At 39.8% G+C, this 20,949-nt stretch carries 18 protein-coding genes and 3 tRNA genes; 15 read left to right on the top strand and 6 right to left on the bottom strand.

The window, feature by feature from the left end; genetic code table 11:
* Nucleotides 1-80 precede the first annotated feature (80 nt).
* Nucleotides 81-206: a hypothetical protein gene (locus JKG64_RS23185; protein WP_262897757.1), complete on the top strand. Its 126-nt coding sequence runs from the start codon at nucleotides 81-83 to the stop codon at nucleotides 204-206.
* Between the two features lie 116 nt (nucleotides 207-322).
* On the opposite strand, the gene JKG64_RS08645 is transcribed toward JKG64_RS23185, so the two are convergent.
* A complete protein-coding gene (locus JKG64_RS08645) occupies nucleotides 323-727 on the bottom strand; it encodes a DUF5606 family protein (protein WP_210353890.1) in 405 nt (134 codons plus the stop codon).
* A 19-nt stretch (nucleotides 728-746) separates the two neighbouring features.
* Nucleotides 747-1,205: a peptidylprolyl isomerase gene (locus JKG64_RS08640; protein WP_210353889.1), complete on the bottom strand. Its 459-nt coding sequence runs from the start codon at nucleotides 1,203-1,205 to the stop codon at nucleotides 747-749.
* Between the two features lie 136 nt (nucleotides 1,206-1,341).
* Here JKG64_RS08640 and radC point away from each other — a divergent pair, with 136 nt between their 5' ends.
* Nucleotides 1,342-2,028 carry a RadC family protein gene (gene radC / locus JKG64_RS08635; RefSeq protein WP_210353888.1) on the top strand — a complete coding sequence of 229 codons (687 nt, stop codon included), beginning with the start codon at nucleotides 1,342-1,344 and terminating at the stop codon, nucleotides 2,026-2,028.
* 45 nt (nucleotides 2,029-2,073) lie between these two features.
* Here the strand turns inward: radC and gap are convergent, their stop codons facing one another.
* Genes gap through pfkA form a run of 3 tightly spaced genes read right to left on the bottom strand, consistent with a single transcriptional unit; the run spans nucleotide 2,074 to nucleotide 4,916 of the window.
* A complete protein-coding gene (gap, locus tag JKG64_RS08630) occupies nucleotides 2,074-3,072 on the bottom strand; it encodes a type I glyceraldehyde-3-phosphate dehydrogenase (RefSeq protein ID WP_210353887.1) in 999 nt (332 codons plus the stop codon).
* A 5-nt stretch (nucleotides 3,073-3,077) separates the two neighbouring features.
* On the bottom strand, nucleotides 3,078-3,926 hold the full coding sequence (locus JKG64_RS08625; RefSeq protein ID WP_210353886.1) for a hypothetical protein: 849 nt from the start codon (nucleotides 3,924-3,926) through the stop codon (nucleotides 3,078-3,080).
* Between the two features lie 6 nt (nucleotides 3,927-3,932).
* On the bottom strand, nucleotides 3,933-4,916 hold the full coding sequence (pfkA, locus tag JKG64_RS08620; RefSeq protein WP_210353885.1) for a 6-phosphofructokinase: 984 nt from the start codon (nucleotides 4,914-4,916) through the stop codon (nucleotides 3,933-3,935).
* Nucleotides 4,917-5,059: 143 nt separating this feature from the next.
* On the opposite strand from pfkA, the gene JKG64_RS08615 reads away from it, so the two are divergent.
* The 10 genes from JKG64_RS08615 (at nucleotide 5,060) to JKG64_RS08570 (ending at nucleotide 14,805) form a co-directional block, all read left to right on the top strand.
* On the top strand, nucleotides 5,060-5,716 hold the full coding sequence (locus tag JKG64_RS08615; protein ID WP_210353884.1) for an NUDIX hydrolase: 657 nt from the start codon (nucleotides 5,060-5,062) through the stop codon (nucleotides 5,714-5,716).
* A gap of 130 nt (nucleotides 5,717-5,846) precedes the next feature.
* Nucleotides 5,847-6,455, top strand: a complete 609-nt coding sequence (locus JKG64_RS08610) for a TetR/AcrR family transcriptional regulator (RefSeq protein ID WP_210353883.1) — start codon at nucleotides 5,847-5,849, stop codon at nucleotides 6,453-6,455.
* A 64-nt stretch (nucleotides 6,456-6,519) separates the two neighbouring features.
* On the top strand, nucleotides 6,520-7,842 hold the full coding sequence (locus JKG64_RS08605) for a TolC family protein (RefSeq protein WP_210353882.1): 1,323 nt from the start codon (nucleotides 6,520-6,522) through the stop codon (nucleotides 7,840-7,842).
* A gap of 14 nt (nucleotides 7,843-7,856) precedes the next feature.
* Complete coding sequence (locus JKG64_RS08600; RefSeq protein WP_210353881.1) at nucleotides 7,857-8,912, top strand: efflux RND transporter periplasmic adaptor subunit; 1,056 nt, start codon at nucleotides 7,857-7,859, stop codon at nucleotides 8,910-8,912.
* 26 nt (nucleotides 8,913-8,938) lie between these two features.
* Nucleotides 8,939-12,145, top strand: coding sequence for an efflux RND transporter permease subunit (locus JKG64_RS08595; RefSeq protein WP_210353880.1), 3,207 nt, complete (start codon nucleotides 8,939-8,941; stop codon nucleotides 12,143-12,145).
* Between the two features lie 200 nt (nucleotides 12,146-12,345).
* Nucleotides 12,346-12,419 (top strand) — tRNA-Arg (locus JKG64_RS08590).
* A gap of 76 nt (nucleotides 12,420-12,495) precedes the next feature.
* Nucleotides 12,496-13,071 carry an adenylate kinase gene (locus JKG64_RS08585; protein ID WP_210353879.1) on the top strand — a complete coding sequence of 192 codons (576 nt, stop codon included), beginning with the start codon at nucleotides 12,496-12,498 and terminating at the stop codon, nucleotides 13,069-13,071.
* A 20-nt stretch (nucleotides 13,072-13,091) separates the two neighbouring features.
* The gene (gene obgE / locus JKG64_RS08580; RefSeq protein WP_210353878.1) at nucleotides 13,092-14,090 is read left to right on the top strand and encodes a GTPase ObgE; all 999 of its coding nucleotides are present in this window, start codon (nucleotides 13,092-13,094) and stop codon (nucleotides 14,088-14,090) included.
* A gap of 136 nt (nucleotides 14,091-14,226) precedes the next feature.
* Nucleotides 14,227-14,299, top strand: a tRNA-Lys gene (locus tag JKG64_RS08575).
* A 433-nt stretch (nucleotides 14,300-14,732) separates the two neighbouring features.
* Nucleotides 14,733-14,805, top strand: a tRNA-Lys gene (locus JKG64_RS08570).
* A gap of 67 nt (nucleotides 14,806-14,872) precedes the next feature.
* Here JKG64_RS08570 and JKG64_RS08565 read toward each other — a convergent pair.
* Entirely contained in the window at nucleotides 14,873-15,148 is a 276-nt protein-coding gene (locus tag JKG64_RS08565; RefSeq protein ID WP_210353877.1) for a hypothetical protein, read from the bottom strand.
* Between the two features lie 379 nt (nucleotides 15,149-15,527).
* Here JKG64_RS08565 and JKG64_RS08560 point away from each other — a divergent pair, with 379 nt between their 5' ends.
* The 3 genes from JKG64_RS08560 (at nucleotide 15,528) to JKG64_RS08550 (ending at nucleotide 20,941) form a co-directional block, all read left to right on the top strand.
* Complete coding sequence (locus JKG64_RS08560) at nucleotides 15,528-16,121, top strand: RNA polymerase sigma factor (protein WP_210353876.1); 594 nt, start codon at nucleotides 15,528-15,530, stop codon at nucleotides 16,119-16,121.
* Nucleotides 16,122-16,303: 182 nt separating this feature from the next.
* Nucleotides 16,304-17,467, top strand: coding sequence for a FecR family protein (locus JKG64_RS08555; RefSeq protein ID WP_210353875.1), 1,164 nt, complete (start codon nucleotides 16,304-16,306; stop codon nucleotides 17,465-17,467).
* Between the two features lie 78 nt (nucleotides 17,468-17,545).
* Nucleotides 17,546-20,941, top strand: a complete 3,396-nt coding sequence (locus JKG64_RS08550) for a TonB-dependent receptor (protein WP_210353874.1) — start codon at nucleotides 17,546-17,548, stop codon at nucleotides 20,939-20,941.
* The last annotated feature ends 8 nt before the right edge of the window (nucleotides 20,942-20,949 follow it).

Raw genomic sequence — 20,949 nt, 5'->3', positions numbered from 1 at the left:
TATTCCTTGAGTCGGTGATTCGACTTGTTTGGCTCGCTTGTTGATAGTTATTTAAGTGAAAACAAAATGAAAGGAAAAATATGATTAAAAAAAAGAAAGACAAAAAGAGTACATTACAGCGAAACCCTCTTGCTTTTTATATGACCAATTGGGGATTTATAGAAAGACCTGTTAAACAAGAACCAGAAAACCCGGAGAAACGTTAATACCGGAGTTGAAATTTTAAAATCAAAAATTAAATGCAATGCTTTCCATACGAAGCATTTTTTTTGTGCCCTATAGTGACAAAAAAAGGCCTGACTTGCATCAGACCTTCTTTTAGTTATTGAAGAGGAGCAGGAGCTTCTTCTTCGAATAAAGGAAATTCCCTCAGAATATTGTACCAGCTAATTATCTTTTTGATATCAGATGTATAAACTCGGGATTCGTCGTGCCCAGGAGCTACATTTCTAAAGAAATCTCTTAATGTATCACCGTTTGATTTTGTGTCGGGAACGCTTATCTCTTCAGACTTGATTTTTTCAAGAACATCCAATAGACGGATTTCTTCTTCCTCGCCATAGATAGTGATATCTTCCAGAGTAGCCATTTTTGTCGTATTCAAGTTGACAACGGATTTAATCTTTGCGCTATCTAAAGATTCTAAGATAAATCCGCCTTTATTTTGTCCAATAAGCTTGAACAATCCCGGTTTACCTGTTACTGATACTAAAGCTCTTAAATTCATGTTATTGCTTTGTTGTTTACTAATCTTCTATTACTTCGATTGATAAAATGCGATCTCCTTGGCGTATATCATCCACAACGTCTACATTTTCTATCACTTTGCCAAAGCAAGTGTGATTACGATCTAGGTGTGCAGTATTGTTACGGCTATGGCAAATGAAAAACTGAGAGCCTCCTGTATTACGTCCAGCGTGCGCCATTGATAATACTCCACGGTCGTGGTATTGGTTTTCTCCAGTTAACTCACAGTCTATTTTGTAGCCCGGGCCACCTGTGCCAGCAACACCAGCAGCACCTTCTCTTGAGTTAGGACATCCTCCCTGAATAACAAAGTCAGGTATTACGCGGTGGAATGCCAGTCCATCATAATAACCCGATTTTGCAAGTTTGATGAAATTTGCAACGGTATTTGGAGCGTCTTCTGTATAAAATTGTACAGTCATATCGCCTTTCTCTGTCTTGATAATTGCTTTACTCATTACTAAATAAATTTGTTTTTCGAGGTACAAATATAGCTTTTTTTTAGGTAAAGTAAGTGGTGATCTGTAGGCAAAGCAAGTTTAAGTTTGATAGTTTATTGATTTTTGTTAACTTTAAGTAAATCAATTATTTACTATGGATAAGCTTGTTATTCGGGAATGGGCGGAAGAAGACCGTCCCAGAGAAAAATTGTTGGAACGTGGGCGTAGAGCTCTGTCCAATGCAGAACTGTTAGCTATTCTCATTGGTTCTGGTTCGCCGGGAGAGACCTCTGTGGAGCTTTGTCGGCGTATTTTGAATGATTCGAAGAATAATCTGAGCGATTTGTCTCGCAAAGATGTCTCGCAGCTATGCCAATATAAGGGGATAGGAGAAGCCAAGGCGATTTCTATTATTGCCGCGCTGGAACTGGGTAGGAGAAGAAAAGAAGAAGGAGAGCAGGATAGCCCAGTATTGAATAGTAGTAAACGGGCTTATGATTACTTTCGCTCCTATTTGCAGGACTTGCCTCATGAAGAGTTTTGGGTGATTTATTTGAATACCGCTTGTAAGGTGGTGCACGAACAGCTAATAGGGAGTGGTGGCAACGACTTTACTCCTGTCGATGTACGCATCATACTGCGTCATGCGTTACAGGCTAATTCTAGTTCCATTATATTGGCTCATAATCATCCTTCAGGAACTTTATCTCCGAGTAAGGCAGATAAGGATTTGACCGATAAAGTTTATGAAGCCGCACGGATTATGGATATCCGAGTGAATGACCATTTGATCTTTACAGATAGCAGTTACTATAGTTTTAGGGATGAGGGCTTGTTGTAAAATAAAAAAGAGAGGGCTTCCCTCTCTTTTTTATTGGTTTTTAAACTAGATGAATTTTGCTACAGCCTGCGCCAAATCAATGATCTTATTGGAGTATCCCCATTCATTGTCATACCAAGACACTACTTTTGCAAAGTTGTCATTTAATGAAATCCCTGCTTTAGCATCAAAAATAGAAGTGCGTGCATCTCCTAAGAAATCTGTAGAAACAACATCGTCTTCAGTGTATCCTAATATACCTTTTAACTCACCTTCAGAAGCCTCTTTCATCGCTTTTTTGATATCTTCATAAGAAGCAGCTTTGTCTAGGCGAACTGTCAAATCGACAACAGATACGTCTGCTGTTGGAACGCGGAAAGACATTCCTGTCAATTTACCTTTAAGTTCTGGTAACACTAAGCCTACTGCTTTTGCTGCTCCTGTAGAAGAAGGAATAATATTTTGGTAAGCACCACGTCCGCCTCTCCAATCTTTGACTGATGGACCGTCTACTGTTTTTTGAGTAGCTGTTACAGCATGTACTGTAGTCATAAGTCCTTCAGTGATGCCAAATTTATCATTTAATACCTTTGCAATAGGAGCTAGACAGTTCGTTGTACAAGAAGCATTAGAAACGATATGTTGTTCAGCTTTTAGTTCTTTGTGATTTACCCCCATTACAAATGTAGGTGTATCATCTTTCGCGGGAGCTGACATAATTACTTTTTTTGCTCCGGCATCAATATGTTTTTGAGCAGTTTCCTGTGTCAAGAATAGGCCAGTTGATTCAATAATAACCTCTGCACCAACTTCATTCCACTTTAGATTAGCTGGATCTTTTTCTGCTGTGACACGTATTGTTTTTCCATTAACAACTAGATTACCATCTTTAACTTCAACTGTTCCATCAAATCTTCCATGTGTTGAATCGTATTTCAGCATATAAGCCATATAGTCAGGTTCTACCAAGTCGTTGATACCAACAATCTCAATATCTTTGCGATTGACAGCAGCTCTGAATGCTAAACGGCCAATACGGCCAAATCCGTTAATTCCAATTTTCATTTTTTTCAATTTTTATTTATGTAGTATTTCGTTAAATTTTGAATGGGTTCCTTGACTATTTTTTCGATATTCAGGTGATATTCATTCCCCAGTTCCATTAACCATTCTTTGTAGTTGTAGGCGACAGATCCTGTGAGACATATTGGCGAGTCAGGGTAGTTGTCGGCCAGAGGTATTAAGTAGGTTTTGAAATAGAGATCAAGGCCCTTCTTAATCACTGACGACATATAGGGGTCATTTCTGTTCTCTAATATAAAATCTGCAAAAGAGGTCAGGAATATATTAGGGTTTGGGGTATTATATATCTTCTCTAGAATTACTTTACGGTCTATATTGTGCTTTTCCAGGAATTTTTCCCGGAATCCATTAGGCATAGCCTCCGTTAGAAAATCTTTTAATATTTGCTTGCTTAACCAGTTGGTCGATCCTTCATCAGCTAGTATATAGCCAAGGCCATAGTTGTTTTCTGTTATTTTTTTTCCTGTAAAGTAGGCCGCATTGGACCCCGATCCAATAATTCCTACAATTCCTTTCTCATCTCCAAATGTCGCTATAGCGGAGGCATCTAGATCATGAGATGCTTTTACCTTTGCGTTCTTAAAAAAAGAAGAGAATACCCGTATGATTTTTTCTTGTCTGTCTTTCGACGACGCTCCTGCTCCGAAGAAAAATATCTTCCTTACCTTTTCCGCGTTATAGAGTAGGTCTGTGTTTTTATTTAAAAGCTGATTGATGAAATTTTCATCCTGAATATAAGAGTTTATTCCGGCGGTTCTGAAACCGTGTAAAACTTTTCCTTTATCTGCCAGACGCCAGTCTGCATATCTTGATCCGGTGAAAATTATTAAAATCATGCTTTTTTATTTGTTCATTATATTTGCTATAGCTAGCAATTCCTCGTCTAGTTTGAATTCTTTTCTGCTTAAAGCTTCTTCAAGAGGAGTAGTTACGATTGCTGTTCCTCTCAGCCCCACTGTGGCTCTAGAGTTGCCAGCCATTAGTTCTTTGACGGCTTTAAATCCCATTCGAGTTGCTAGCACCCTGTCAAAACTACTGGGCGAACCTCCACGTTGAAGATGTCCTAATATACTAACTTTTATGTCAAGATGGTCAAATTTATCTTTGACAATTTTAGCTACATTATATGCTCCGCCATTTTGGTCTCCCTCAGCAATAATAACGATCATCGAACTTTTGTTACGGCTCTCTGCAAGCTCAAGTTCGCCGAATAGTTCCGTGATTCCACTATCTACTTCTGGCATCAATATAGCTTCAGCTCCTCCACCAACACCGGCATTTAACGCAATACAGCCGGAGTCTCGACCCATTACTTCCACAAAAAAGACTCTGCTATGAGAAGAAGCTGTGTCACGGATCTTATCGATAGCTTCAATAACTGTATTATTGGCTGTGTCATATCCTAGGGTGTAATCAGAACCGTAAAGATCATTATCTATGGTTCCGGGAATACACATAACCGGAATGTCAAATTCTTTCGAAAACAGATCCGCACCAGTAAATGTGCCATCCCCGCCGATAGCCACTAATGCGTCTATACCGTGGGTCTTGATATTATTGTAGGCTTGTTGACGACCTTCTTTGGTTTTGAATTCAAGACACCGGGCAGATTTTAATACAGTACCTCCTTTTTGGATAATAGAGCTGACAGAGCGTCTATTCATATCCACAAAATCGGCCTCAATCATCCCTTGATACCCTCTATAGATACCAGTTACTTGTATGTTTTCGTATATTGCGGTTCTTACTACAGCGCGGATTGCTGCGTTCATCCCTGGTGCATCACCACCTGAAGTAAATACACCGATGTTTGTTATTTTTTTCAAATCAAACTAATTTTAGGCAATACGAATATAGTGTGTATTTTCTACACTATTAAATTTTTGACCATATTTTTTTTGTTTCTTGTGTAATTTTTAAGCAATATTGTCTGAGATTTGGTTGATTATTCACTTTAAAACAAAAGTTTGTGCTTTCCTTTTTTACCGTAGACTGTCTAATTCTAACCTTTCATGAAGGGCAATTGAAAGTTCTCCTCACAGAGCGGAATGAGTACCCTTATAAAGATTGGTGGGCTATCCCTGGCTATTTTGTCGATAAAGAAGAAGAAATGGAAGAAGCGGTAAAGCGCATATCTTATGAAAATACGGGATTGAAAGACATTTATCTTGAGCAACTGGCCGCTTTAGCCGGGGTCAAACGTCATCCTGAAGGACGTATTTTGACAGTTGCTTATATGGCGCTTGTTCGTTATGAAGAGGTAAAGAATAAAATAAAACCTATTACCAATTATATGCGTCAGGCCAAATGGTTCGATGTTAATAATGTGCCAGATCTAGCTTTCGATCACAATGAAATTCTAAGGCTTGGATTGAAAAAGCTAAAGACAAATTTAAGTTTTTCCTTTGCGCCATTCGAGCTTTTGCCCGAGAAATTCACGCTGACCCAGCTTCAGCAAATCTATGAGTCTATATTAGGAGAGCCCTTAGATAAACGTAATTTTCGTAAGAAAATGGGAAATCTTGGCTATTTGAAAGAATTAGATGAATATCAGACCGGAGTATCCTATCGAGCTGCACGACTTTATAAAGTAGATAAAAGGAGGTTCGCTAAACTTTTCGCTTAGTTTTTTTTCTTTAATTTAATCACGGTAATTGTCATGGAATTGTTTTTTTTGAACAATTCTTGCTCTTCTGGAGCAGTCTTTCTTTACTTTTGAACAAAGTTTAATAAAAGTCAGAAGGTAAAAGTGGAAAATGGACAAACGTAAAGAAGAAATTGTTGAGGTAGCTCTGAGAAGATTTTGTCATTATGGTTTTAACAAGACCACAATGAATGAGATTGCTGAGGATATGAAAATCACCAAAGCTAATCTCTATTACTATTATCAAGATAAGTCCGCTTTGATAAGAGATGTGATAGCTACGGTTGCTGATGAGTTGTTTGCTAAAGAGGAAACTATTATTGCTAACTATGAGCATGACTTAATGACCACACTTTATGAGATTCTTGAATTGCGCGCTTCTTATCTCAGCAAATATTATATGCTTCATATTGACGAAAATCTAGAGTGGATTAAAGGAGTAGAGATGGCGTCCGTTATTGAGCAGCTTTATAAAAGGGATATTTCTGCGACGAAGGTGTTGTTTTCCAAATCTGTCGATATTGGTGATGTGCGGATTAAAGATGTGGATGAAGCCAGTATTGCGTTCGTTGAGATTATGAAATCGTTGGGTATCATGCATAATGTACAGGATATTGTTTCTGGAATCCCGAACAAAGATAATATAGGTCATATCGTGGATAGTCAAAGGCGGGCCATTAGATTAATTTTTGAAGAACGAATCGTCACACACAATAAATAGTTAAACCGATCCCGATGTACTGGGAGAGTTTTTATTAGCAAAGAAAGAAAAACAAAGACACTAAATGAAAAGGATAAGAATTATTGCAATTTTACTAGCTGGAATCTTTGGAGCTTCCAGTGTCAATGCTCAAGAGGTGTTGACGCTACAGCATGCGATAAGATATGCGTTAGAGAACAAAGCCGAAGCTAAAAAGTCGGCTCTTGATCTTGAAAATGCGCAGTACCAAATTGATGAAATTAGAGGAGCGGCTCTTCCTCAGATTAATGGTGTAGCGTCGATAAAGTCGAATGTCATCATTCCAGAAATGGTTTTTGAAATGGGTGGAAATGTAATTCGTGCGAAAATGGGACAGCCTTGGAATTCAAATGCTGTCGTCTCGCTAAATCAACAGATTTTTAACCAGGCTGTTTTTACCGGATTAAAAGCTGCGAGAACTACAAGGGAGTTTTATCAAGTTAATGCACAGTTAACAGAGGAACAATTAATAGAGAAGGTTGCAACCGCTTATTACGATGTTTTTCAGACGCAATTGCAGTTGGAAACAATACAGACCAATTTAAATAGTACAACCAAGAATAAAAATGTTGTAAATGGTTTGGTGGGTGCTGGATTAGCAAAAAAGATAGATTTAGATCGACTAGTGGTCGCTATTAATAATTTAGAATCGCAAAAACAACAAGTGTACAATGCGCTACAGTTGAAAGAGAACGCCTTGAAATTTGCGATAGGTATGCCTATAGAAAACCCTGTTGTCATGCCTAAAGAGACTTTTGCTGTAGATCCTTCGATTGTGTTGCAAGAAGAAAGTCTGGATAATAGGACTGAAGTTCTTTTGATGCAGAAGCAAATTGAGCTTTATGAGTTTGATAAGAAGTCAAAGGTAGCAGGTTTATACCCGACATTATCTCTTGGAGCAGATTTTGGCTGGAATGGGTTTGGAAAGGGATTTCCGATTGGGGGAGATTTTGCATGGCCTAAATCTTCTGCTATTGGTTTGAATCTTTCAATACCAATTTTTACGGGAGGTGCCACTAAAGCGCGTATCAATCAGGCTGACATACAAATCAGACAGGCGCGAGTTACTTTAGAAGATACTAAGCTAGGGCTATCACTAGCGAATGAGAATGCGAAAGCTCAGATTAAGAATTCGTTATTGACCATAAATACGAATCGCTCCAATGTCGGGTTGGCTAAAGAGGTGTTGTCAGATACGGAGAACAACTATAAGAACGGGTTAGCTACATTAACGGAGTTACTTGACGCAGAGAAAGCGCTCGCTGATGCACAAAATAATCTCAATACCTCTCTTCTTAATTTCAAGGTCGCCGAAGTTCAGTTGATCAAAGCGAAGGGGCAATTAAAAACATTAGTAAACGAAAAATAATCTAAATATATAGTATGAAACGCGTAATAATAACGATAGTAAGTATAGCAGCCGTATTAGCGGGTATTGTTTATTTACTTAACAAAAATAAGAAGCAGAATGAAGAAATCACGGCTGCTGCAGCTGTGACCAATGAGACTGTTGCTGTGCGTGTAGATACTGCACGTACACAGATGGTGGATTTGGCATATATCGCAAACGGAAATTTTATACCTAAGCAAGAAGTAACCGTTTCGGCAGAGACACCCGGACGTGTGGTTAAAGTATTAGTCAGTGAGGGAGCAAGAGTTAGTGCCGGACAAACATTGGCCATTGTGGAAGGGGATAAGTTAAATGTAAATGTAGCGAATGCTCAGGCTAATTATGATAATGCCCTTCAAAATGTACAACGTTTTGAGAGCGCATTCAGCACGGGAGGTGTGACGCAGCAACAATTGGATCAAGCGAAACTTCAATTTGAAAACGCTAAAAATAATCTACGCAGTGCTAAATTAACTGCTGGAGACGTGACTATTAAAACCGCAGTTTCGGGCGTTATAAATGCGCGTAAAATAGAACCTGGAACCTATGTGAATGTTGGTGCTCCAGCTTTCGATATTGTGAATGTGAGTACGCTTAAGCTGCGTGTCAATGTGGATGAGAAAAATGTAGCAACCTTGGCGGTTGGACAAACTGTTAATTTAGGAGTTAGCGTTTACCCAGATAAAACATACAGTGGTAAAATCATATTTATTGCACCAAAATCAGACGGAAGTTTAAACTTCCCAGTCGAGATAGAGGTTGCAAATCCGAATAATGAGTTACGCGCAGGTATGTACGGTACTGCTAGATTTGGAAACGATGCAACAGCTAATGTGCTTGTTGTGCCACGTACAGCGTTTTTAGGATCCGTGAGTGACAACAAGGTCTATACTGTGAAAAGCGGAAAAGCAGTTGCTACGACGGTCAAGTCAGGAAGAAGTTTTGGTGATTATATCGAAGTGCTAGAAGGGTTAAATGCGGGAGATCAAGTGATTATTTCTGGACAGATTAATGTTTTCGATCAAGCACCTATTTCTATTATCAAATAAACAAGTTGAAAAGACAGTAGTATAATATGAAGATTTCTGAAATTTCGATAAAACGGCCGAGTTTAATCATAGTGATGTTTATCATTTTGATTCTCGGCGGTATATTTTCTTATACCCGATTGGGGTATGAGCTTATCCCTAAGTTTGATATCAAAGTTATTTTGATTCAGACTGTATATCCTGGTGCATCGCCTACGGAGGTAGAAAATACGGTTACCAAAAAAATTGAGGATGCTATTTCTTCACTCGAGATGGTGAAGAAAATTGAAGCGACTTCAATGGAGAGTGTGTCCGTAGTTGCGGTGACATTGAATGATGAAGCGGATGTGAATTTTTTGTTGACCGATGCGCAACGGAAAATAAATTCAATTCTGAATGATTTGCCGGATGATGTAGATCCTCCGATTTTGAATAAATTTTCACTGGACGACATGCCAATTATGAGTTTGGCTGTTACCTCTAGCTTGTCTGAAAAGGAGTTGTATGATCTTTTGGATAAAAAGATTCAGCCTGTTTTTGCTCGTATAAACGGGGTTGCAAAGGTCGATATGATTGGTGGTGAAGAGCGTGAGATACAAGTGAAGGTTGATCCTGAGAAGCTCGAGGGATATGGGTTAAATATCAGTCAGATACAGCAGGTTATCGCTTCTTCGAATATGGATTTTCCTACTGGAAGTGTGCAGTCTGCCGAAAAACGTAACACGATCCGTCTTGCTGGAAAAGTTACTTCTGTCGAGGAGTTACGTAATTTACCTATCACTACACCTGCTGGGGTGACTGTATTCTTGCGTGATATAGCCGATATACAGGACGGTGTAGCTGAGATAGAGAAAATTGCAAGGTTGGATCGTAAGAATACAATCTTGATGCAGGTATTTAAGCAGTCTGATGCCAATGCTGTAGCGGTATCTAAGCTTGTGCAAAAGACGATCGCAATCCATGATAAGGATGGAAACGTTATTAGTGGGATAGAGAAAGATTACAAGAAGGAGGGGATACAAGTCCTCGTTGCGAATGACTCTAGTGAGTACACTTTGGATTCTGCGAATCACGTAATGAAAGATTTGGTCGTAGCTGTCATATTGGTAGGGTTTATTATGCTATTTTTCTTGCATAGTTTACGTAATGCGGCAATTACTATGGTGGCGATTCCATTATCTCTTGTAGCGACTTTTATCGGTTTCTATTTTATGGGGTATACGTTAAATCTGATGTCCCTATTAGGTTTGTCGCTAGTGGTGGGTATCTTGGTCGATGATGCTATTGTGGTTATCGAGAACGTGCATCGTCATATGGAGATGGGCAAAAACAAGGTGCGTGCGGCGTACGATGGTGCCGCTGAGATTGGGTTTACCGTAACAGCAATTACTTTAGTAATCGTGGTCGTGTTTTTACCGATAGCGATGTCTACAGGTTTGGTGGCAAATATCTTAGCTCAATTCTGTGTTACCGTTATCATTGCTACAGGCTTGTCGTTACTTGTATCATTTACAGTAGTTCCTTGGTTGTATTCCCGTTTTGGACGATTAGAACATATCAATTCAAGTTCATTTTTTGGAAGGATAATTCTAGGGTTCGAACGTGGCCTTTCCAAATTTACGCATTGGATTTCTGATATTTTGAAATGGTCATTAAAGACTAGAGGAAATAAAGTAGCGACCCTCTTAGTATCGCTTGTTCTATTTTTTGGTTCTTTATCTTTACCGATCCTAGGTTATATCGGTGGTGACTTTTTCCCAGCGAATGATAAGGGTGAGTTTATGATGCAGTTTGAGCTGGAAAAAGATGCTTCGCTAGAGATGACAAATCAGTTGACGCAGCGTGCGGAAAATTGGATAGCATCAAAGCCAGAAGTTAAGCGATTGATTACGACAGTAGGTCAGTCTAGTGACGGTGGTATGGGTGGTGTATCTGGATCAAGATATAAATCAGAAATCCACGTTATATTAAAAGACGAGTATGTCGGTATTTTGAACTCGAAGGTCTATTCTGCAGAATTGAAGCGTGAGCTTGAAAACGAGTTGGTAGGAGCGATTGTACGTACTGTGAATATGGGGCTTATGGGAGCTGAACAAGCACCTGTGCACCTGACTGTCATAGGTACTTCTATGGAAGATGCATTAGAGTTTGCCAATCAAGCGGCGGATATCTTAAAGAAGATCCCAGGGTCTTCGCAGGTAAGATTGTCTTCAGAGGCTGGTAATCCAGAGATCAACGTAAAAGTGGATCGGGATAAAATGACTTCACTTGGCCTGAATGTAGCTACAGTAGGTAGTACGATGCAGGTCGCATTCTCTGGTAATACAGACAATAAATTCCGCGCTGGTGACAATGAGTATGATATCAATATACAATTTGACGACAAAGGAAGAGCGAGTATTGATGATGTGCGCAAGCTGAAATTTATCAATAACCAAGGTACTCCGATTAGTTTAGAACAGTTTGCAGACATTTCTTACGGTTCGGGGCCAACATTGTTGGAGCGAAGAGATAAGACTCCTTCTGTCGCAGTAAAGGCTCAGGTTATTGGTCGTCCTGCAGGAACAGTAGCTCAGGAGTGGAAAGTCGAATTTGATAAGCTACAAAAGAAAACAGGAGTGTCTACAATGTGGGGTGGTAATATGGAAAACCAAGAAGAAGGTTTTGGAACATTAGGAGTAGCACTTTTGGCATCGATTATATTAGTTTACTTAGTAATGGTGGCCTTGTATGATAACTTTGCTACACCATTTGTGGTATTATTCTCTATTCCGTTATCATTTATTGGCGCATTATTGTTGTTGGCATTGACCAACCAGACACTTAATATTTTTACGATTTTAGGTATAATCATGTTGATTGGTTTGGTTGCTAAGAATGCTATTCTACTGGTCGATTTTGCCAATCATAAAAAGGCTGCCGGAGCCAGTACGCACGATGCTTTGGTGGCGGCCAATCATGCCCGTCTTCGTCCGATTCTAATGACTACCATAGCCATGGTGTTTGGTATGATTCCTATCGCTATGGCGACCGGAGGTATTGCCGATACGAATAGAGGACTAGCTATTGTAATTATCGGGGGATTATTGTCTTCGATGTTCCTGACGTTAGTCGTCGTACCTGTGGTATACTCTCTTTTTGATAGTTTACAACGACGTTTTGGTAAAGGAGAGGATGTTAACTACAAAGAGTTGATTGTTGCAGATTATGTGCCGAACGAAGAGTATGTTGACGAAATGGATGTAAAGCATTAATAATTAATAACAATACGATATATTCAGTAAGGACACGGGAAGAGGAAATGAACTCTTCCCGTGTTTTGCTTTTAGGGCAAATAAATAGCGATAATTGGGCGATTATGAATAACATTATAAAAATGTTTGCATAAAGCTTTTAAATAGCTATATTTGCAACACCAAAAACGAAAAGGTTATTCTTTTAAGTTATGGTCGCTGCGCTCCTAGCTCAATTGGATAGAGCATCTGACTACGAATCAGAAGGTTAGGGGTTCGACTCCCTTGGAGCGCACTTTAGTTAACTGAAAAGCCTAATTCTCTTAACCGGATTAGGCTTTTATTTTTGTCATCAAAAATTACTCAATACTATGCTAAACCTTGTATTATTCGGTCCTCCAGGAGCAGGAAAGGGTACACAGTCAGAAAAACTTATCAGTAAATACAATCTTGTGCATATTTCTACTGGAGATATTTTCCGTGCACATATCAAAGGTCAAACCGAATTAGGTAAACAAGTAAGTCAGATTATTGCTGATGGAAATTTGGTGCCAGATTCAATTACTATTGCTATGTTGGAGGAAGAAATCAAGCAAAATCCACAGGCAAAAGGTTTTATTTTTGATGGTTTCCCACGTACTGTGGCACAAGCAGAAGCGTTAGATAAGTTTTTGACTGATAATAATAGTGCTATCACTGGGGTGATTGCACTCGATGTGAATGAAGAAGAATTAACACAGCGTATCGCCAAACGTCAAGAAATCTCTGGACGTGCTGATGATGCAGCGGATAAACTTAAGAAACGTATAGAAGAGTATTTTGGAAAAACTATTCATGTACTTCCTTATTACGAAGCTCAAGGTAAATTATCTAAAGTAAATGGCATAGGCGAGATTGAAACAATTTTTACTGAATTGTCTCAAGTGATTGATAATTACAACGCTTAATTTTATTTTATAAAAAGTATATGGCTCAGGGTTCAAATTTTGTTGATTATGTAAAGGTGTGTTGTCGGTCAGGGCATGGAGGGGCAGGATCTTCGCATTTGCATCGTGACAAATTCACGGCCAAGGGTGGTCCAGACGGTGGAGATGGAGGTAGAGGAGGACATATTATATTAAAAGGTTCGACACAACATTGGACCTTATTACATTTAAAGTATCGCAAGCATATTATTGCGGAGCCGGGTGGACCGGGGGGCTCAGCTTTGAGGACCGGTGCCAATGGTAGGGATGATGTACTAGAAGTTCCTTTAGGTACAGTTGCTAAGGATGCAGAGACGGGTGAGATTCTCTTTGAGATAACCGAAGAGGGGGAGACAAAGATTCTTACTGAAGGAGGAAAGGGTGGTTTAGGAAATTGGCACTTTAAGAGTTCTACACAGCAGACGCCACGTTTTTCACAGCCTGGTCTTCCAGGAAAGGAACAGTGGATTATTCTTGAGCTTAAGGTATTGGCAGACGTTGGTCTTGTTGGTTTTCCGAATGCCGGAAAATCTACTTTACTGTCTGTAGTTTCGGCTGCAAAGCCCGAGATTGCTAATTATCCGTTTACAACCCTTGTCCCGAATCTAGGGATAGTAGGTTACCGTGATAATAAATCGTTTGTGATGGCCGATATTCCAGGGATTATAGAAGGAGCTTCGGAAGGCAAGGGTTTAGGTATTCGGTTTTTGAGACATATTGAGCGCAACTCTGTTCTTCTTTTTATGGTTCCTGCGGATACAGATCGCACGATAGAGGAGGAGTACAATATTTTATTAAATGAGTTGACCTCTTATAATGACGAACTTTTAACAAAACCCCGCTTGTTGGCGATCACTAAATCGGATATGTTGGATGAAGAATTGGAGGAGCAGATGAAGGCCGAATTGCCTAAAGATATTCCTTATATTTTTATTTCATCTGTTGCTAACAAAAATATTCTTCCTTTGAAGGATATGTTGTGGAAGGCCATTAACGATTGATAATTTAATGGTTTAATAATGAGTCTGTTTTAGATTGTACTTCAAAAAATGCAGATAAATGTTTGTAAAAACCATTAAAATGTCTACTTTTGCAACACTTCAAACAAACGAAGTATAATTCGATATAAAGAATTAGGATTCCGTAGCTCAGCTGGTAGAGCAATACACTTTTAATGTATGGGTCCTGGGTTCGAATCCCAGCGGGATCACAAAAAAGCCTCAACGAAAGTTGAGGCTTTTTTGTGCCCTTTAGGGTCGAATCCAGAGGTTCGATCCGAAGGAGGTTCAGGGATGTGTTCGGGGTTGAGGGGCTGAGCCAATCCCAGCGGTCACAAGTAATCTTTGCTGGTAAGTTGGAGCTAGGAGGGAACAGATTCCGAAGGAATTTGAAGGTATGCTGAGGGGAGAGCGTTCTAAGTTGTGCTTTTGGCAAAATGCAGAAACTTTTTTCAGTATGGAGTTGTGGCTTTAATTTTCGTTAAGTTCTTTTAAACCAGCTTGGTGTAGTGTTATATTCGCTTTTTCTAATGTGAAAAGTGATTTTTTTTAATTTATCTATGCCTAGATCTTGCATTTAAAGATATTTTTCCTACCTTTGCAACACTTCAAATAAACGAAGTATAATTCGATATAAAGAATTAGGATTCCGTAGCTCAGCTGGTAGAGCAATACACTTTTAATGTATGGGTCCTGGGTTCGAATCCCAGCGGGATCACAAAAAAAGCCTCAACGAAAGTTGAGGCTTTTTTTGTGCCCTTTGGGGTCGAACCCAGGGGTTCGATTCAAGAAGGTTCAGGGATGCGTTTGGGGTTGAGGGGCTGAACCAATCCCAGCGGGTATAAGTAGCCTGCGTTGGAAAGTCCACCTACTTTTACATTGGTGTAATTCAAGCTTGCACTAATGTAATTCACCTCTAAGTTGATGTCAACTGCTTCTACACTGATGTAAACTACTTTTACAAAGATGTAATTCAAGCTCGCAGTGATGTTAACTGCTTTTACATTGATGTAATTCACTCTTGCACTAATGTAAATCACTTTTACATTGATGTAATTCACTCTTGCACTAATGTAAATCACTTTTACATTGATGTAATTCACTTTTGCATTGATGTATTCACTCTTGCATTGATGTAAATCACTTCTACATCGATGTAAATCACTTTTACATTGATGTAATTCACTCTTGCATTGATGTAATTCACTTTTGCATTGATGCAATTCACCCGTACATGGTTGTAAATTACATCTGATCCTTCTTTCTGTCTTTTTCGTTAAGAGGAGTTTTTCGTTACTTATATTGTGACATCAATATGAATGGGAATCTGGGAGGATAGGTTGATAATTACGTAGAATTGTCTAAATTTGTCCCGCAAGTTTAAAATAGGGTGTTTCTGATTGATATTCAGACCGATTACTTGTTTTAGGAATTAAGTATATGTCTGAATTAATTATCGATGAAGATTGGTTAAAGCAGCTTTCAGAAGGGACAAATGAAGCTTACGAAAAGCTCTTCGCTACGTACTGGCCTCGTATCTATTCCTTAGTACATATGCTGGTCAAGTCCGATATTCAGGCAGAAGACCTCACCCAAGACATTTTCATTAAAATCTGGAACAACAAAGAAGAGCTGCCTCAGATACGTAATCTAGATGCTTATATCTATACCGTCGCACGTAATGCCAGTCTAGACTTCTTAAAGAAACGTGTCCTGGTGACCGATAATCTCGAGAATCTGATTATTAATTTGCGTGATGATGCGTTAGGACCAGAGCAACAGCTGGTTTATAAAGATCTTAAGAATTGTTTACGCGACGGTATTGACGCGCTTCCTGTCAATATACGCGAAGTGTTTATTCTTAGCCGATACGAAGGTTTGTCTCACGAGGAGATTGCTGTGCAATTAGGAATCTCGGTTTATACTTCCAAAACTTATGTCGTTAGAGGACTTAAAGCATTGCGGCTATATATCCGTCACCATGCACAGGTACAGTCCATTTTACTCGCTTTTTTAATTCTGAATCGCATGTAGATATGGGCTTATCCCATAATTTCTTATTGAAAGCATGTGTCTTTAAAAATAATATTTTGTTTACGTAAAATTAACACACTGATTGATAGGTTTTTGTGTTGTTTTTGAAAAAAAGTGTAATTGTTTAGTATTCCCTCCGTCCCCTATTTCGTCATTATACATTGGGGACCTTATACCTGATCATGAAGAAAACAGAAAGAATTATCTTATTGTATAACAAGTATGTTCACGAGTCACTGACCGCCGAAGAGCTTTTGGAGTGGATAGAGATTGTACAGGACCCTACGAACGCAGAATTTCTGGACAGCTTGATGTTGGATACACTTGTAAGCCTAGAGCCTGAAGAACGTGCTAAAGATTGGCAACCAGCCTTTGAACGCTTCTCTGAAACAGTAGGCTTAGCGCGCAATAGCAAAGCTAGCGGCAAAACAGCAAAGGTAAGGTTATTCCCTTACTGGCCTTACGCCGCCGCTGTCGTAGCATTATTCACTTTATTCAGTACCTACTTTATTTGGAAGCAGTCTCCTGACTCGCAGTCCGTGGTGAGCAGTGTTCCCAAGGAAGATGTTGCACCGGGTGGTTATGCCGCCATTTTGCGTTCCTCCGATGGAGAAATACTCAATCTTAGTGAGCAGGGAGAGTTGGTTGTTCGAGACGGTAGCCTTGAGGATGGAACCGGGAGACAATTGAATGGAGATAATTCAGAGACTGTGTGGCGTACGATAGAGGTGCCTAAAAAGGGGCATTATAGGCTCGTCTTATCCGATGGTACACAAGTTTGGTTAAATGCAGCATCTTCGTTGCACTTCCCCCTTCATTTTGATGAGAACAACCGTACCGTACATTTAACCGGAGAAGCCTTCTTTGAGGTAACCGAGAATAAGAAAAGACCTTTTATTGTACAAAGTCAGAATCATTCCGTCACGGTATTAGGGACCAGCTTCAATGTGTCGGCATATCCGAATGAACATACCCAGACTACTTTGCTGACAGGATCTGTGAAGGTTAACGCTGCAAATGGACAGCTGAACCTACAACCGGGTATGCAGAGTGATGCATTTGGCAATCAATTAACAAGGCGTACAGTCGATGTTGAATCTGTGGCGGCCTGGAAAGACAATCGATTTGTGTTTGTTAAAGAGCCCCTTACTGATATCATGAAGAAACTTGAACGTTGGTACGATGTTGAGTTTGTCATTCAGAAGGGATCAGAGGGATTATTGACAAAGACATTTTCGGGTTCTTTGACCCGCTATAGTCAACTATCTGAAACATTGGAATTATTTAGTTATACCGAATCTCTAAACTATTCCATCAAGGGAAGGACAGTCTACCTGAAAAAATAGATGCAAGTATGAGCTTTTTGAACAATTAATTATATAGCGTAAAAAAATATAAAGTAGCCTAAACAATTAACTAATAAAATGAAGTACAACCAAAAGAAGGAAAGATGGAATAGAAATCTTTCAAGCGCACTATGGGCGATGAAAACCAAGGTATTGCCCGTTGCTGTGGCCTTTACCCTTGTGTCTTTTCAGGGAGAAGCCCAGAATGTAAACATTCGTGAGAATCAGATCCGAATGGAAAGCCTAATCAAAGAAATACAAAAACAGACAGGATACAACTTTCTGTACGATGACCAGCTGTTAGAACGGCAAGGAGCTAAGAACATTCGTATCGAGGGACTGTCCGTAGCAAAGGCTTTGGATATGGCTTTGGCAGGGACAGACATCACCTACGTAATCAAAGACAAAAATATCGTTCTGAAGAAGAAAAAAGTCGCTTCGCATACAGCTGTAGTAGATAATGTAGTACAGGACGTTATCGTGAATGGTGTATTGCGAAACGATCAAGGAAATATTATTGCAGGCTCGACTATCCGTAATACAAGAACAGGGACGGTAGTGACCACCAATGCTGAAGGTAAGTTTTCTATTGGAGCAAAACCGGAGGATATTCTAGAGTTCAGTTTTTTAGGTTATCAAAAAGGACAGTACAGAGTTAAAGAGGTAAACAAGCCTATAACGATGACACTTTCTGTAGCAGTAAATGAATTGACAGATGTTGTTGTTGTTGGATACGGTTCACAACAGAAAAAAGTAGTTACAGGTGCTATCAACACAATAAAAGGCGAGGAGCTCGCTAAATCGCCTGCGGTTAATATTTCGAACACCTTAATGGGACGAGCTCCTGGTTTGAGTTCAACGATGATATCCGGTGCGCCGGATCGTGATCGTGCTACCCTAAAGATTCGTGGTATGGGCGAGGCGTTGGTCGTGATTGATGGTGTAGCGCGTGAAGGGCAGGGCCTGATCGGGATGGAGATAGATAAGCTAGATCCCAATGCAATTGAGAGCGTCACAGTGCTGAAGGATGCATCTGCTGCAGTATACGGTACACGCGGTGCTAATGGTGTGATATTGATTACCACCAAGAAAGGATATCGTGATCGTCTGGATATTAATTATTCAGGTCAGTTTGGGGTACAGCAGAGCACGCGGTTGCCCAAGTTCTTAGATTCGTACAATTACGCCTTGTTGAACAACGAGATGTACACTAATGATATCGCTGACCGAGGAAGTTCACCAAGAAGGAAATATACGGACGAAGAATTACAAAAATTCTTAGATGGATCTGATCCGGATCGTTATCCGAATACCGATTGGTATAGCGATGTCTTGGATAAAACGGCTTTATTACATAAACATAATGTTAATATTGGTGGCGGTGGTAAGAATGCCCGTTATTTTCTGTCAGGTTCTTTTACCGATCAGAATGGTTTGATGAAGACGTCTGGCATGAAACGCTATGGTATAGTTAGTAATACAGATTATGATGTAACACCAAATACGAACCTATCGGTTTCATTAAACTATATCACTGAGAATTCAGACAATCCATCCAATCATCCAGAAGATATTTTCGGACGTTTAGCCGCATTGGGGTCTGTAATGCCCTCTCGCTTTACCAATGGGCTGTATGCCTATTCAGGTTATGCCGGTAATCCTATTACGGATGTGATGGCGGATAGTGGGTATAAGAGAAATACACGTAATGTGTTTACAGGAAGTTTTGGGTTAACGCAAAAAATACCTTTTGTACCGGGACTATCAGCAGGCGCGTTTGTAGCTGTCGACCGCAATAGTTCGTTTCAGAAGTCTTTCGCTATTCCGTTTCCACAGTATACATTAGCGGACACCAAAGAGGAGTATACGTTACAAAACGGTACCGAAAAGGCACGGATGGAACAGTCGTACAACCAGAACAACAACGTCAATATACAGCTGAAGTTGAATTATAAACGTCATTTTGGACAGCACAATATTGATGCTATGGCGTTGTATGAGCAAAATGAATTCAAGAGTGATGTATTTTCTGCCGAACGTAGTAATTTCCCTGTTTCTAGTTTAGATCAATTGTTTCTAGGGGATATTAAGACACAAAAGAACTTAGGTTCAGCGTCAGAGAATGCTAGACGCAGTATGGTCGGAAGGGTACAGTATAACTACGATCAGCGCTATATCGTCGAGGGAAGTTTCCGTTATGACAGTTCACCCTACTATCCTAAGGGTAAACGTAATGGCTTTTTCCCTGCAATCTCCGCTGCTTGGAACATCTCCGAAGAGGATTTCTTCAAAGAACGTTTTGCTTTCGTGAATAACCTAAAGCTAAGAAGTTCCTTTGGCCGTTTAGGTAATGACGGTGGCAATTTGTATACCTACTTCTATAATTATGCGTTGATTCCTGCTGGTTACGTATTTGGTACTTCAGACAATATGAGCCCACTTGCTCGTATCTCTAATCTAACCGTTCCAAATACAAATATCACCTGGGAAAAGGTTGATGCTTTTGATATAGGTATTGATGCAACGCTTTGGAATGGTAAATTGGGCTTTGAAGTCGATTACTATAATAAGAATAAATTTGATATCCTACGGTCGAGAAGCTACGACGTACCATTGACATTCGGTATCAATCCAGCTTTGCAAAACTTTGCAAAAGAACGCTATTACGGCTATGAGGCATCCGTATCCCATCGAAATACACTTGGCAACGTGCGGGTCAATGCACGTCTGAATATGACCTATACGAAGAGTACAGCTGTAGATTATGGGGAGAATGATGCGGTATTGCCAGGTTTACGCCAAGAGGGATCTACAATTGGTATGTCGCGTATTTTGAAAGCGGATGGTATATTCCGTAACCAAGACGAAGCAGACAATTGGGCTAAATATCTGAATAGCCCTAATGGTTCACCTATTACACCAAAAGCAGGGGATATCCGCTATGTAGATATGAATGGCGATGGCGTGGTAGAGTTGTACAGTGGTAGTCCAGACCGTGCTTTTGAAGCCATCTATATCTTCCCTCCAACAGTGTATGGTTTGAATTTAGGTGCTTCCTGGAAAGGCTTATCTGTAGATGCATTCTTTCAGGCATCCACAGATGTATTCATCAACTATAAACCGGGCGATGACTTGGCCAACTTTTATGACTTGCATCTCGATAGATGGACACCCGAAAATTTAGACGCTTCTTACCCTCGTCTATTGTCCAATCATGAAAATAACAAGTTGCCATCGACGTTCTACGTGAAAAATGGTAACTATCTCAAACTGCGTACAGCACAAGTTGCTTATGAGTTTCCGAAAGATTGGATCAAACGTGCAGGTATCAAGTCTTTAGGAATCAATTTCCAAGGACAGAACCTGTTTACAATTAGTAAGAGCAAGCGTTTTGACCCAGAATCTACAGGAGCATCGGCTAGTTTGTATCCGCCACAACGAATCTATACGTTGGGCTTACGTGTTGGTATTTAATATATAAA

It is taken from the genome of Sphingobacterium tabacisoli, from assembly GCF_017908035.1.
Taxonomy (GTDB): Bacteria; Bacteroidota; Bacteroidia; order Sphingobacteriales; family Sphingobacteriaceae; genus Sphingobacterium; species Sphingobacterium tabacisoli.
Note: the sequence above shows the minus strand (reverse complement) of the source record. Positions and strands in the feature narration are given on the sequence as shown.

Bases quoted from the DNA above. Each gene is read 5' to 3' on its own strand.
- JKG64_RS23185 (WP_262897757.1), top strand. From the start codon at position 81: ATGATTAAAAAAAAGAAAGACAAAAAGAGTACATTACAGCGAAACCCT.
- JKG64_RS08645 (WP_210353890.1), bottom strand. From the start codon at position 727: ATGAATTTAAGAGCTTTAGTATCAGTAACAGGTAAACCGGGATTGTTC.
- JKG64_RS08640 (WP_210353889.1), bottom strand. From the start codon at position 1,205: ATGAGTAAAGCAATTATCAAGACAGAGAAAGGCGATATGACTGTACAA.
- radC (WP_210353888.1), top strand. From the start codon at position 1,342: ATGGATAAGCTTGTTATTCGGGAATGGGCGGAAGAAGACCGTCCCAGA.
- gap (WP_210353887.1), bottom strand. From the start codon at position 3,072: ATGAAAATTGGAATTAACGGATTTGGCCGTATTGGCCGTTTAGCATTC.
- JKG64_RS08625 (WP_210353886.1), bottom strand. From the start codon at position 3,926: ATGATTTTAATAATTTTCACCGGATCAAGATATGCAGACTGGCGTCTG.
- JKG64_RS08610 (WP_210353883.1), top strand. From the start codon at position 5,847: ATGGACAAACGTAAAGAAGAAATTGTTGAGGTAGCTCTGAGAAGATTT.
- JKG64_RS08605 (WP_210353882.1), top strand. From the start codon at position 6,520: ATGAAAAGGATAAGAATTATTGCAATTTTACTAGCTGGAATCTTTGGA.
- JKG64_RS08600 (WP_210353881.1), top strand. From the start codon at position 7,857: ATGAAACGCGTAATAATAACGATAGTAAGTATAGCAGCCGTATTAGCG.
- JKG64_RS08595 (WP_210353880.1), top strand. From the start codon at position 8,939: ATGAAGATTTCTGAAATTTCGATAAAACGGCCGAGTTTAATCATAGTG.
- JKG64_RS08585 (WP_210353879.1), top strand. From the start codon at position 12,496: ATGCTAAACCTTGTATTATTCGGTCCTCCAGGAGCAGGAAAGGGTACA.
- obgE (WP_210353878.1), top strand. From the start codon at position 13,092: ATGGCTCAGGGTTCAAATTTTGTTGATTATGTAAAGGTGTGTTGTCGG.
- JKG64_RS08560 (WP_210353876.1), top strand. From the start codon at position 15,528: ATGTCTGAATTAATTATCGATGAAGATTGGTTAAAGCAGCTTTCAGAA.
- JKG64_RS08555 (WP_210353875.1), top strand. From the start codon at position 16,304: ATGAAGAAAACAGAAAGAATTATCTTATTGTATAACAAGTATGTTCAC.
- JKG64_RS08550 (WP_210353874.1), top strand. From the start codon at position 17,546: ATGAAGTACAACCAAAAGAAGGAAAGATGGAATAGAAATCTTTCAAGC.